Origin of the sequence: Solwaraspora sp. WMMB335, from assembly GCF_049179075.1 — a bacterium.
Classification (GTDB): domain Bacteria; phylum Actinomycetota; class Actinomycetes; order Mycobacteriales; family Micromonosporaceae; genus Micromonospora_E.
Genome location: NZ_JBMHMF010000001.1, coordinates 2861219 through 2874210, shown reverse-complemented (window position 1 = coordinate 2874210; position 12992 = coordinate 2861219). Strand labels below are relative to the sequence as shown.

At 71.8% G+C, this 12992-nt stretch carries 11 protein-coding genes; 6 read left to right on the top strand and 5 right to left on the bottom strand.

Features of this window, described 5'->3' with window-relative positions; all coding sequences use genetic code 11:
• Positions 1-34: 34 nt before the first annotated feature.
• Both ACN27F_RS12280 and ACN27F_RS12275 read right to left on the bottom strand, forming a co-directional pair.
• Positions 35-1486: a glucose-6-phosphate dehydrogenase gene (locus tag ACN27F_RS12280; protein ID WP_421433429.1), complete on the bottom strand. Its 1452-nt coding sequence runs from the start codon at positions 1484-1486 to the stop codon at positions 35-37.
• A complete protein-coding gene (locus ACN27F_RS12275; protein WP_421433428.1) occupies positions 1483-3360 on the bottom strand; it encodes a glycoside hydrolase family 15 protein in 1878 nt (625 codons plus the stop codon). Before ACN27F_RS12275 ends, ACN27F_RS12280 begins: the two co-directional genes overlap by 4 nt.
• A 288-nt stretch (positions 3361-3648) precedes the next feature.
• Between ACN27F_RS12275 and ACN27F_RS12270 the strand changes: the two genes are divergently transcribed.
• From ACN27F_RS12270 to nudC, 5 genes are read left to right on the top strand one after another with little or no spacing between them, the layout of a single operon-like run.
• Positions 3649-3849, top strand: a complete 201-nt coding sequence (locus ACN27F_RS12270; RefSeq protein ID WP_421433427.1) for a hypothetical protein — start codon at positions 3649-3651, stop codon at positions 3847-3849.
• Between the two features lie 49 nt (positions 3850-3898).
• Positions 3899-4795 (top strand): hypothetical protein, encoded by an 897-nt coding sequence (locus ACN27F_RS12265; protein ID WP_421433426.1) that lies wholly within the window; start codon positions 3899-3901, stop codon positions 4793-4795.
• A gap of 46 nt (positions 4796-4841) precedes the next feature.
• Positions 4842-6149: a M16 family metallopeptidase gene (locus tag ACN27F_RS12260; RefSeq protein WP_421433425.1), complete on the top strand. Its 1308-nt coding sequence runs from the start codon at positions 4842-4844 to the stop codon at positions 6147-6149.
• Complete coding sequence (locus tag ACN27F_RS12255) at positions 6146-7492, top strand: M16 family metallopeptidase (RefSeq protein ID WP_421433424.1); 1347 nt, start codon at positions 6146-6148, stop codon at positions 7490-7492. The genes ACN27F_RS12260 and ACN27F_RS12255 overlap by 4 nt, the downstream gene beginning before the upstream one ends.
• Before the next feature lie 59 nt (positions 7493-7551).
• Complete coding sequence (gene nudC / locus ACN27F_RS12250; protein ID WP_421440146.1) at positions 7552-8520, top strand: NAD(+) diphosphatase; 969 nt, start codon at positions 7552-7554, stop codon at positions 8518-8520.
• 221 nt (positions 8521-8741) lie between these two features.
• On the opposite strand, the gene ACN27F_RS12245 is transcribed toward nudC, so the two are convergent.
• The 3 genes from ACN27F_RS12245 to ACN27F_RS12235 all read right to left on the bottom strand — a co-directional run bounded on the left by ACN27F_RS12245 (position 8742) and on the right by ACN27F_RS12235 (position 10614).
• Positions 8742-8978 carry a DUF397 domain-containing protein gene (locus ACN27F_RS12245; RefSeq protein WP_421433422.1) on the bottom strand — a complete coding sequence of 79 codons (237 nt, stop codon included), beginning with the start codon at positions 8976-8978 and terminating at the stop codon, positions 8742-8744.
• Positions 8979-9020: 42 nt separating this feature from the next.
• The gene (locus ACN27F_RS12240) at positions 9021-10217 is read right to left on the bottom strand and encodes a helix-turn-helix domain-containing protein (RefSeq protein ID WP_421433421.1); all 1197 of its coding nucleotides are present in this window, start codon (positions 10215-10217) and stop codon (positions 9021-9023) included.
• A 151-nt stretch (positions 10218-10368) separates the two neighbouring features.
• Positions 10369-10614 carry a mycoredoxin gene (locus tag ACN27F_RS12235; RefSeq protein ID WP_421433419.1) on the bottom strand — a complete coding sequence of 82 codons (246 nt, stop codon included), beginning with the start codon at positions 10612-10614 and terminating at the stop codon, positions 10369-10371.
• A gap of 111 nt (positions 10615-10725) precedes the next feature.
• On the opposite strand from ACN27F_RS12235, the gene ACN27F_RS12230 reads away from it, so the two are divergent.
• A complete protein-coding gene (locus tag ACN27F_RS12230) occupies positions 10726-12960 on the top strand; it encodes an ATP-dependent DNA helicase UvrD2 (protein ID WP_421433418.1) in 2235 nt (744 codons plus the stop codon).
• The last annotated feature ends 32 nt before the right edge of the window (positions 12961-12992 follow it).

The following is a 12992-nucleotide window of genomic DNA, read 5'->3' as shown; positions in this document are numbered from 1 at the left end:
CGCCGCTTCGTCGCCGGTGGTGGTGAACGCCGGGCTACCGGCCCGGACCGGCCGCGTCCGGTTCCGGTTCCGGTTCCGCGTCCGGTTCCGGTGCCGGACCACCGCTGCCCGCCGGGTAGTCCCGCAGCGGCGAGCGCCCGGCGGCCCAGGCGTCGACGACCGGTTCGATGATGCGCCAGCTCTCCTCCGCCTCGGCGGCCTGCGCGGACAGCCGGGTGTCGCCGTCGATGATGGCCAGCAACAGCTGCCCGTACGGGCTGGGTGCCTGCCGGGCCAGCTCGGTGACCAGTTCCACCGGTTCGAGGTCGAACGGGTCGCCGATGCCGTTGACGTTGAGTCGTAGCGCCATCCGGTCCGGGTCGAGCTGCAGCCGTAGCTCGTTGCACTGGCTGTCCCGGTCGTGGAAGATCGCGTGCGGCACATCGGTGAACCGGATCACGATCTCCCGCCGGTCACGGGCCAACGCCTTGCCGGTACGCAGCCGGAACGGCACTCCTGACCAACGCCAGTTGTCGATGTGGACGGTCAGCTCGGCGTACGTCTCGGTGCCCCGGGCCGGATCCACCCCCGGCCCGTGTACGTAGCTGGCGACCTCGCGTTCGTCGCCGCGACCGGCCACCGTACCGGCGGTGTAGCGGCCCCGGACCGTGCACCGGTCGACGTCGGCGTCGCGGATCGGGCGCACCGCCCGCAGTACGTCCAGTTTGCGGACGGCCAGGTCGGCTGGGTCGACGGTGAGCGGCGGCTCCATCGCCACCAGGGTGAGCAGTTGCAGCAGGTGGTTCTGCACCATGTCGCGCAGCGCCCCGGCGTGGTCGTAGTAGCTGGCCCGGCCCTGTGCGTCGATCGTCTCGTCGAAGACGATGTCGACTCCGGCGATGTGGGTGTTGCTCCACAACGGCTCCAGCACCCGGTTGGCGAAGCGCAGCCCGAGCAGGTTCAGCACGGTCTGCTTGGCCAGGAAGTGGTCGACCCGGAAGACCCGGTCGTCCGGCAACACCTGGCGCAGCACCGTGTTCAGCCGCCGGGCGCTGGCGAGATCCTCACCGAACGGCTTCTCCACCACCACCCGTACGCCGGCCGGCAGGTCGCAGCGACCGAGCGCGACGGCGACCGGCTCGAACAGCCCGTGCGGCAGGGCGAGGTAGACCACCACGGCGTCGTCGCCGTGACTGGCGTGCTCGCCGGTGCGCGCTGTGCGCAGCGCCGCCGCCAGCACCTCCGGGTCGGTCACGTCGCCGTGGACGTAGCTCGCCGTGTCGGCCAGTTCGCCACGGACCCGGCTGGCGACGTCGGCGGCATGGGCGCGCAGTGACGCGCCGACCCGTTGCCGGAAACCACGGTCGTCGAGTTCGTCGCGGGCCACCCCGATCAACCGCAGGCCGTCGACCGGTCTGCCGAGTTCGCGCAGTTGGGCGAGCCCGGGCAACAGGTAACGGCTGGTCAGGTCGCCGGTGGCGCCGAGCACGATGATGTTCGCCGTCACGACCGCCGCCCTCCGTACCTGGCCAGGTTGACCGCGCTGCTGATCAGCCCGATGTGGCTGAACGCCTGCGGGAAGTTTCCCAGGAACGCGCCGGTCGCGGGGTCGATCTGCTCGGGCAACAGCCCGACGTGGTTCACCCGGGCGCAGAGCTGGTCGAACAGTTCGTGGGCCCGGTCCAGTTGCCCGCTGCCGGCCAGGTTGTCCACCCACCAGAAGGAGCAGAGCAGGAAAGCGCCCTCGTGCCCGGTCAGCCCGTCCGGCGACTCGTCGGGCAGGTAACGGTAGAGCAGGTCACCACCGGCGCCGAGGCGCCGCTGCACCGCTTCGACGGTCGCCACCATCCGTGGGTCGGTCGGCTCGACCAGCCGCCGCAGCGGCAGTGCGAGCAGGCTGGCGTCGAGCGTGCCGGGGACGCCGAGATGCTCGGTGAAGTGTCCGGCCCGCTCGTCCCAGGCCTCGGTCAGCAGCGCCTCGCGGATGTCCGCGGCGGCCTGGCGCCACTGCGCCACCTCACCACGGCGTCCGGTCGCGGTGGCCATCCGCGCCATCCGGTCCGCCGCCACCTGGCACATCGCCACCGAGTACGTGAACAGCCGACCCGATCGGCGGATCTCCCAGATGCCGTTTCCCGGCGTGCGCCAGTGCGCCAACGCCGACCGGCCCAGCGACGTCAACCTGCCCCACCGGCGGTCGTCGATCTCACCGCCGGCCCGGGCCCACTGCCAGGCACAGTCGAGGATCTCCCCGTACACGTCGTGCTGGACCTGATCGGCTGCCGCGTTTCCCCAGCGTACCGGTGCCGAGCCCCGGTAGCCGGCGAGTTCGTGGTCGATCCGCTCGGCGGCCGGCCGGGTGCCGTCGACGGTGTAGAGCACGCGCGGGCCGCCGTCGCGGGTGCAGGCGTCGAGAATCCAGGACAGGAAGGACTCCGCCTCGCTGGCCAGGCCGACCCGGCGCAGTGCGTAGACGGTGTACGCGGCGTCGCGTATCCAGGTGAACCGGTAGTCCCAGTTACGCTCGCCGCCGATGCGTTCCGGCAGCGACGAGGTCGGCGCGGCGACGACGGCGCCGCTGTCGTGGTCGTCGCAGAGCTTGAGCGTGATGGCACTGCGCCTGACCAGGTCGGCGTGCGGCCCGGTGAAGCTGATCTCCCGGCTCCAGATCCGCCAGCCGGCGGCGGTCCGGTCGATCGCCGCCGCGACCTGATCGGCGCTGCGGTGCCGGGTGGGGCCGTCGGCCCAGCGCAGGACCAGACCGATCCGCTCGCCGGCGGTCAGCCGGATCCGGCCGGCCAGCCGGTCCAGTCCGGCGATCGGTCGGCTGGCGGTCAACCGCAACGGTGGCGACCCGCCCGCCGGGAAGTCGAGGCGGATCTCGTCGGTCTCGGCGCACGCGCGCAGCCCGCCCCGACCGGTGAGCTCGATCGCCAGGTCCACCTCGCCGTCGAGCACGGTGACCAGCCGGGCCAGCTCCCCGCCGGCCACGCCCAGTTCGGGGCCGCCTGCGGGACGCCCGTCGGGGCCGTCGGTGGGATCGTCGCCGCCGACCAGCAACGCGTCCCGGATCTCCAGCCGGCCGCTGGCGGCGTGCAGTTCGGTGCGCAGCACCGCGGTGTCCGGCAGGTACTCCTGGCGTACCGCACGCAGGCCGGCCGGCCGCAGGGTCCAGGCACCGCCGCGATCGGCGTCGAGCAGGGCGGCGAACAGCGCAGCGCCGTCGAATCGGGGCAGACACAGCCACCGTACGGTGCCGTCGAGACCGACCAGGGCAGCGGTCTGTCCGTCGCCGATCAGCCCATGATCAGCTATTTCCGGATATCCATCGACAAGCGGTGGTACGGGGTGTGCGGCGATTTCGGTGAGTTGGTCCGACACGGGCGCCTCCCTGTTCTCTCTCGCTACCCTGCCCTTCCTTGCTACCCGATCGTGGCGCTACCGACTCGCCCGGCCGGCCGGGCGTGGTCGGCGGTTTCGCGCGCGGGTCCGCCGTCCGGGTGGGACGGAATGGTCGTCCGGATGGTCCATACCGCGAGACATCCACGCTTTCGGTCCGATGGCTGACTGCACCGCGTGCCGATGGCCGGAATCCTGTCCCTCGCAGGGAACCTGTTCCGTGCGGCACGTCCGCCGGCTCCGGGACGGTTACCCGGCTGGGGAGGTCTGGTGGAACTCGATACCTGCGCGGCGCGCGAAATCCTGGTGGTCGTCAGCATCGCGCTGCTCGGTGTGCTGCTGGCGCTGGTCTCGGTGCTCGCACCCTGGTACGCGGGCCCGCTCGACACCCGACGGCCGGTCGTTGTCGAGATGCACGCGCCGCAGCAGCCCACCCTCACCCCTGATCTGGGCGCGGCGCGGCCACGCTGAGACCGGCCCGGTGCCGGATTTCCGGCCGTCAGGTGCTTCACTAGGGGAGATGTTCGCTTCGCCGCCCGCTCGGCCGTCGTCCACCACCGCCGTGGACCTCTCCGCCGGTGCGGTCACCCGGCCGGGCACCCCGGCAGCGGTTCCGGACACGGCACCGGCCGTCGCCGGCCCGACCGAGCGGCGGCGGGACCTGCGGCGGCTGTGGTGGTTCGGCGGCGTCGCCGCGGCGTTGCTCGCCATCGGCTTGGTCGTGGTCGGCGCGCTGGCGGTCACCGGCAACACCGGCTCGTTTCGTACCCCCGATCGCCCCGCTGACGTGCGGCCTCCGCTGGCCCAGCTCTGCCCGGGATCCAGCACGGCACCGGGTACCGGCCCGGAGCCGACGCCGCCGGCCGAGGCGCCGCCACCGCAGCCCGCGCCGACCGGCCCTCGTACCGTCGACCCGGAGGCGGGCATCTCATACGCCGCCTACGGCGAGCCGTGGCAGCCGTGGCGGGCGGTGTGGAACGCCGGGACGTTGCAGGTGCCGTACAAGGTGGGTCAGCATTTCGTCACCGAGGCCGCCTACAACGGGTTCAGCGACTACCACGCCTCGATCCTGTCGGCCGCGGTGCCGGCAGCGGACAACGACGCGATCACCTTCGACCTGGAATGCGTCGGCCGGCAGGTCGCCGCAGACGTGCGCGCGGAGTACTACCCACAGCCCAACCGGTCCGAACTGATCCGCGACGAGCGGACCAGCCTCGGTGGGCGCCCGGCCTGGCTGACCGTGTTCCGGCTGTACTTCACCCAGCCCGGTCTGCGGGCCACCGACGAACTCGTCGCGATCGCCTGCATCGACGTCGGTCGTCCTAGCGCGGCGGTGCTGTTCGTGTCCATCCCCGGCACCCACCGGCAGCATGACTGGGTGGTCGACGACCTGTACGCCTCGGTGCGGGTCGAGTGATCCGCCGGCGCGCCACGGCAGCTGACCGACAGGCTAGGGTCGGGTCGTGGCGCGTACAGTGCGGATCCCGGCGACCGCTTATCCGGCGGAACGGTTCACCCTCGCCAACGGCCTGCGGGTGGTGCTCGCCCCGGACCGCAACGCGCCGGTGGTCGGGGTCGCCGTCGTCTACGACGTCGGCATCCGGTCCGAACCACCGGGCCGCACCGGGTTCGCCCATCTGTTCGAGCACCTGATGTTCCAGGGTTCGGAGAACCTGGAGAAGCTGGCACACTTCCGGCACGTCCAGGGATCCGGCGGGACGTTCAACGGCAGCACCCACCTGGACTACACCGACTACTACGAGGTGCTGCCGAGCAACGCGCTGGAACGCGCGCTGTTCCTGGAGGCCGACCGGATGCGCGGTCCGGCGCTGACCGAGGAGAACCTGCGCAACCAGGTCGACGTGGTCAAGGAAGAGATCCGGGTCAACGTGCTGAACCGCCCGTACGGTGGGTTTCCGTGGCTGCGCCTGCCACCGGTCGTCTTCGACACCTTTCCCAACGCGCACGACGGCTACGGCTCCTTCGTCGACCTGGAGAGCGCCACGGTCGATGAGGCGGCCGAGTTCTTCACCCGCTACTACGCCTGCGGCAACGCGGTGCTGGCGGTGGCCGGCGACTTCGCGGTCGCCGAAGCGGTCGCGCTGATCGAGACGCACTTCGGGGACGTGCCGGCCCGGCCGGCGCCGCAACGGCCGAGTTTCACCGAACCGGATCTGACCGCCGAACGCCGACAGTCGTACACCGATCCACTCGCCCCGTTGCCTGCGGTCGCCGCCGCCTGGCGGGTGCCCGACCCGATCGCCAACCTGGACGCCTACCTGCCGTACGTGGTTCTCGCCGAGGTGTTGACCGATGGTGACGCCGCCCGGTTGGTCGAGCGCCTGGTCCGTCGGGACCGGTCGGTGACCAGCGTCGGTGGGTACCTCAGCTTCGAGGGCGAGCCGTTCGACGTACGGGATCCGTCGGTACTGGTGCTGCAGGCACACCTGCCGCCCAGCGGCGACGTGGACAAGGTGCTGGTCGCCGTCGACGAGGAGCTGGACCGGCTGGCCAGCGACGGGTTCGGCCGGGGCGAACTCGCCCGCGTCCAGGCCCGGATGGCGACTCACCTGCTGCGCGACACCGACGCGGTGCTCGGCCGTGGGCTGCGGATGGCGGTGCTCGAACAGCAGCGCGGCGCGGCCGAGCTGATCAACGAACTGCCCCGCCGGCTCGGTACGGTCACCGAGGCACAGGTCCGGGCCGCTGCCGCCACCCTGCGGCCACCGCGTCGGGCCGTGGTGGAAGTCATTCCAGGAGGCGCCCGGTGACCGGTACCGCAACGACACCTGGCCGCCGGCCGTTGCCGCCACTGGGACCGAACCGGACACCGCCGCTGCCCAAAGCGGCCGAACGGATTCTGGACAACGGGCTGCGGGTGATCGCCATCCGCCGGCCGTCGGTGCCACTGGTGGAGATCCGCCTGTGGCTGCCGTTCGGCAAGGCGCCGCTGCCCCGGGCCGCCCTGCTCTCCCAGACACTGTTCTCCGGCACGGTGACCCGGACCGGCGTGGAACTCGCCGCCGAACTGCAGGCGGTGGGTGGCGGCCTGTCCGCCGGGGTCGACGCGGACCGGCTGCTGATCGCCGGCGCGGGCCTGGCGGCCGGGCTGAAGCGGATTCTTGAGCTGCTCAACGAGGTGGTGGCCACCGCCGCCTACCCGGCCGGCGAGGTCGCCGTCGAACGGGACCGGCTCGCCGACCGGATCCAGGTGGCGTTGAGCCAGCCCGCTCACCTGGCCCGGACCGCCCTGGCCCGGCGGATGTACGGCCGTCACCCGTACGCCGAGCCGACGCCCGGGGTCGACCAGGTGCGGGCCGTCCGCCCGACCGCACTGCGCGCCCTGCACGCCGACCGGGTGCATCCCGCCGGGGCACATCTGGTGCTCGTCGGGGACGTCGCCCCCAAGCGGGCGCTGGACACGGCGGAGCAGGCTCTCGGCGACTGGAACGGCGCCGGGCGGCAACTTCAACTGCCACCGGCGCCTGAGCCACGGCCCGCGCCGCTGCTGCTGGTGGACCGCCCGGGATCGGTGCAGTCGTCGGTGCGCATCGCGCTGCCGGCGGTGGACCGTCGCCATCCCGATCACGCCGCGTTGCAGTTGGCCAACATGGTGTTCGGTGGGTACTTCTCGTCGCGCTGGGTGGAGAACATCCGGGAGGACAAGGGCTACAGCTACAGTCCGTACTCTCTTGTCGAACATTCGGTGGCCGGCTCGGCGTTGCTGCTCGCCGCCGACGTGGCTACCGAGGTGACCGCACCGGCGCTGCTGGAGACCCTGCACGAGCTGGGCCGGTTGGCGGTGCTGCCACCGGGCGCCGACGAGCTCGAGCAGGCCCGCCAGTACGCCCTCGGCACCCTGCAGCTAGGCATGGCCACCCAGGCCGGGCTGGCCGGGGTGGCCACCACCTACGCCGGGTTCGGCCTGCCGCTGGAGTTTCTCGCCGAGCATTCCGCCCGGCTGGCGGCGGTCACCCGGGACGAGGTCGCCGCAGCCGCCACCCGTTACCTGGCACCGGCTTCGTCGCTGGGTGTCGTGCTCGGCGACGTCGACCGGATCGCCGGCCCGGTGGCGGCGTTGACCCCGGTCGAGCTGGCAGGCGAGCGTCGATGACTGATGACCCGCCGTCGTTGGCCGGTGGCCCGCCTTCGCCGGTCGGTGACCCAGCACCGCTGACCGGTGAGCCGCCGCCGCTGGCCCGGGCGGCGCTCGCCCGGGCGGCGCAGCACCGCACGGACGAGCAGTGGCTGCGGCAGGCGTGGCCGGTCGCCCGGGTGTTGCTGGTCGACGCCAACACCGGCGGCCAGGCGTTGGTCCGCGACGCCGCGGGGGCCGGAGAACACGCCGAACTGGTGCTGGTCGACCCGGCGCAGGCGCCGGAGACCGGGCTCGACGCACGGATCTTCGTCGGGGTGGACGTCGACGGCACGCCGCTGTTCGCGGTGGACGCCCCGCTGCCTGACCTGCCGGGCACCCGGCGGGTCACCGTGCGCGACGTCGGTCATCTGCTCGGCGACCGCGACGCCGGGCTGCTGACCACGGCCGCCGCCCTGGTCGGCTGGCACGCCCGGCACCGGTACGCTCCCGCGACCGGGCTGCCGACCCGTTCGGTCGACGGCGGGTGGTCGCGGGTGGACAGCGGCGGGGTGCGCATTTGGCCGCGTACCGATCCGGCGGTCATCGCGCTGGTGCAGGACGGGCGCGCCGGCCCGCAGGGACGCTGCCTGTTGGCGAACCACCACACCCGGCGTGGCGACGACCACGGCCGGCTCTACTCGTGCCTGGCCGGCTACGTCGAGCCGGGCGAGTCGGCCGAGGCCGCCGTGGCCCGGGAGGTCGCCGAGGAGGTGGGCGTACAACTGTCCGGGCTGGCCTATCTGGGCAGCCAGTCCTGGCCGTTCCCCGGCACGTTGATGCTCGGTTATTTCGCGTACGTCGATGCCGACCAGCCGATCGAGGTAGATCCCGAGGAGATCGTCCGGGCACGTTGGTTCACCCGGGCGGAGGTCGCCGCGCTGTTGGCGGGACAGCGGGTCGACTCCGGAGACGGGTTCGCCGTACGGCTCGCGCCGCCGGCATCCATCGCCGCTTTTCTGATCCGTCGCTGGATGGCGGATGACCGGCCCAACCTCGGTCCGTAGGTACCGTTGCCGCGATGCGACGGGCCGAGGTCACCGGCCGTCGTGGTCAGGCGGCGAGCCGCCGATCGCCTAACCTGACAACCGGGCCGAACCTGGTGACTGATCGATTGATCGACACTCGTCCGTCCGGTCATGAGCGGCGTCGGGAAGGTGACGGCAGATCGAGCCGGGCCGGGGGTCGGCTGGCGCTACCCGACCCGATCTGCCGGTACATGTCCTGATCAGTTCAGGTCGAACTCGCCGTCCTTGGCACCGTCGATGAAGTCACGCCAGGTGGCCCGGTCGAACGACAACACCGTTCCGTCGCGGTCCTTGCTGTCGCGCATCAGCACCGGCGCGCTCGCCCCGGCCAACGGCCCGACCTCGACACAGTTGGTGCTCTGGCTGCGGCTGCTCTTTCGCCAGGCCGGCGTCGCCATGACGCCGCTGCGCACGCTGGACTGATCTGCTGGGTTCATTCCTGCTCCTTGCTGGTCATACCGAGCCGCCGCTGGACACCTCTAGTCCGGTGTCACCTGCTCGGCCCGGTGCGTGGCCGGCTCCTGCGGCTCACGCTGGATGGGCGGCCCGGCCGGGCGGCCGGGGCCTGTCCCGCCTGCTACCGGCGGAGACATCGGGGCAGGGGTGGTGGTGGGCGAATCAGCAGGGGTGGTGTCGAGGGGGGCAGGAGTGGCGTCGAGCGGGGCGGCGGCACCGGGGACGGTGCCGAGTTCAGCGGCGCCGGCGGCCACGTGCCGGACGATCGCGTCGGTCAACCAGTCGATCGACTCGTCGGGACTGCGGGCGGCCGTACACAGCCAGTTGAATACCTTGCGGTACTGTTCGAGTACCGGGCCGTCGTTGACGATCAGATCGGTGGCCAGCGACTCCACCGCGACGGCGCTCGGGTCCTCCGGATCAGCGAAGTGGTAGATCGAGAAGGCGGTCTCCGGCAGGTACCACGATGCGATGGTCGCGGTCGGCGGCAGGATTCGTAGGGTGACGTTGGACAGCTTCGCCACGGTACACAGATGCTGCAGTTGGCCGACCATCACATCGGGCGGCCCGCACCGCAGGCCGAGCGCCGCCTCCTCCAATACCGCCGTATAGCTCGGTCCGCCGTTTTCCCGCAGTAGCATCGACTGCCGTGACTGCCGCGCGGCCACCTCGGTGTCCGGGTCGTCCAGATCGCGCTTCTTGGCGGCCGCCTTGGCCGCGGCCTTCTGCCCGGCCGCGGCCTTTCCGGTCGCTTTCTGCCAGATCGCGCGGCGATCGGTGGTGCCGACGAGCGGGCGCGCGGCGAGGATCCGTACCTTGGCGTAGGCGGACGTCTGCAACAACCCAGGAACGATCATGGAACCGTATTCCTGGATCTCGGTGCAGCCGGCCTCCAGTTCGGCATAGGCGCGCTGGAGGCTGGTCATCACCGCGTACGAGCTGAGGAAAGCGCGGGTGTTGCCGGCGTCGCGCGCGATGCCGACCAACTCCTCGCGTTCGGCACCGGTCACGCCGTACAGATCGAGCAGGTCCATCACGTCGCCGACGTCTGGTCGACTACGCCCATTCTCCAGCCTGGAGAGCTTGGACGCGGACGCCCAGTTGACCTGCTCGATCACCTGCTCGCCGGTGAGCCCGGCCGTCTCCCGTAGCCGCCTCAACTCGCTGCCGAGGCGACGGCGGCGCAGGGTCGGGCTCGGTATCGGCTGCTCGGGCTGCACCGAAAACTCCCCCTGGATCCGTCGAAGTGGCGCCAGCGTACGTCGCGGCCCGAACCAGTATGGCCCTGTTTATGCGTCGGTGGGGTCCTCTGCGGGGCGTGTTCGCCAAATGCGACGTTGCGGACGGCGTTCGACGGACCGCGAGTGCGACTCAGTTCCCGGCAAGGCCGGCGAGTCGCTGGCGAACCTGAGTGATACTCGGATTAGTCAATGCGGAACCATCCGGAAAACGGACCGTGGGAACGGTCTGATTGCCACCGTTGACACCCATTACGTACACCGCGGCATCGGCGTCCTGCTCGATGTCGACGATCTGGTAGGCGATCTGCTCCCGGTCGAACTGCGACTTGAGCCGGTGGCAGTAGCCACACCACGAGGTCGAGTACATGGTCAACATCGGTCGGTCCTCCACGGGTCGTGCGGGCAGACGGTGCCGGCCCGGCGTCGGCCGGGCTAGCCGGTGCAACGTCAGACACGGCTGCGATGATTCCGTGCTGTGGTGGCGGACATGGACTCAGACCCAGACCCAGCCCGTACGCGGATCGACTGGCTGCTCACCGGCCTCGACCCGGAGCAGCGTGCGGCGGTGACCGCGGCGGCCGTGCCGGTCTGCATCCTGGCCGGTGCCGGCACCGGCAAGACCCGCGCGATCACCACCCGGATCGCCTACCGGGCGCTCCGCGGTGAGATCGCCGCCCGGCACGTGCTGGCTGTCACCTTCACCGCCCGGGCCGCCGCCGAGATGCGGGCCCGGCTCGGCACTCTCGACGTGGGCGGCGTGCAGGCGCGTACCTTCCACGCCGCCGCGCTGCGCCAGGTGCGCTACTTCGCCCCCCGGCTGCTCGGCGGCCGGGACATGCCGGAGCTGCTGGACAGCAAGATCCGCCTGGTGACCCTGGCGGCCGGCCGGGTCGGGGTCCGCACCGACCGGGCCGCCAGCCGCGATCTCGCCGGGGAGATCGAGTGGGCCAAGTCGTCGATGGTCGAGCCGGCCGAGTACGCGGTCGCCGCCGCCAAGGCGTTGCGCGAGACGCCGCACGAGCCGGCCAGGGTGGCCGAGGTCTACGCCGGGTACGAGCAGGCGAAGCGGGCCAGCGGGGTGATCGACTTCGAGGACGTGCTACGCGCGGCGATCTGGGGAATCGAGGAGCACCCGGACGTCGCCGAGCAGGTCCGGGCGCAGTACCGGCACTTCGTGGTCGACGAGTACCAGGACGTCAACCCGTTGCAGCAACGTCTGCTGGATGCCTGGCTGGGCGGGCGTGACGACGTGACCGTCGTCGGTGACGCCAGCCAGACCATCTACTCGTTCACCGGGGCCACCTCGGAGTACCTGGTCGATTTCCCGCGTCGGCACCGGGACGCGGTGGTGGTCCGGCTGGTCCGCGACTACCGGTCGACACCGCAGGTGGTGGGACTGGCGAACGCGGTCATCAAACAGGCCCGCGGTGCCGAGGCCCGGTTGCGGCTGGAGTTGGTCGGCCAGCGTCCACCCGGGGCCGAACCGGACGTACGGATCTTCACTGACGAGCCGGCGGAGGCGGCGGCGGTCGCGGTCCGGTGCGCCGAGCTGATCGCCGCCGGTACACCGGCGCAGGAGATCGCCGTGCTGTTTCGCACCAACGCCCAGTCCGAGGCGTACGAGAAGGCACTGGCCGAGGCCGAGGTGCCCTACGTGGTGCAGGGGGCGGAGCGGTTCTTCGAACGTGCCGAGATCCGCCAGGCGGTGGTGGCGCTGCGCGCCGCGGTGCGGTCGACGCCGGGGGAGACCCCGTTGGTCGAGGCGGTCGTCGCGGCACTGGCCGCCGCCGGCTGGGCCCCTGGGGCGCCACCGCCGGGCGGGGCGGCGCGTGAGCGGTGGGAGGCGCTGGCCGCGTTGGTCGGGCTCGCCGAGGACTACACGGCCCGGCCGGTGCTGGTGCCGGTGGGCGAGGCGGCGGTGAGCGAGCGCGCGCCGTCGCTGGCGGACTTCTGCGCCGAACTGCAGCGCCGGGCGGCGGCCCAGCACGCCCCGACCGTGGCCGGAGTGACGTTGGCTTCCCTGCACTCGGCCAAGGGCCTGGAGTGGGACGCGGTCTTCCTGGTCGGGCTCGCCGACGGCACCCTGCCCACCAGCTACGCCCGCACCGGCGAACAGTTGGAGGAGGAACGCCGGCTGCTGTACGTCGGAGTGACCCGGGCGCGGCAGTGGCTCTGGCTGTCCTACGGTGCGTCCCGCTCGCCGGGGGGCCGTGCCCGCCGGCCGTGCCGGTTCCTGCCGCAGCTGGACCGTTCCGGCGGTGGCGGTGGCGGTGGCGGTGGCGCTTCGGCCGCGCGGGCCGGGGCGTCCGGCGGCCGGACGGGGGAGCGTCGGCGAGGGCAGCCGGTCTCCTGTCGGGTCTGCGGGGCCACCCTGCTGGCCGGTGCGGACCGCAAGCTGGGCCGGTGCGCCACCTGCCCGTCTGATCTGGACGAGGAGTTGCTGGAACGGCTGCGGTCCTGGCGTTCGCGCACCGCCGGGGAGCAGCGGGTTCCGGCGTACGTGGTGTTCACCGACGCCACCCTGGTCGCGATCGCCGAGCGCCACCCCCGCACCGACGCCGAACTGCTGGCGATCGCCGGGATCGGCGCGCGCAAGCTGGGCCTTTATGGCCAGTCGGTATGTGCTCTCGTCGACGGCGCGACCGTAGATGATCTTGACTCGAAAAAAAGTTCAGGATCCGACCCGGAAAATGGTTTGCCCCCGGCAGCGCAAGAGGCTTAGCCTCAGGTCACACCTCGCGAGCAGTGGGCGTT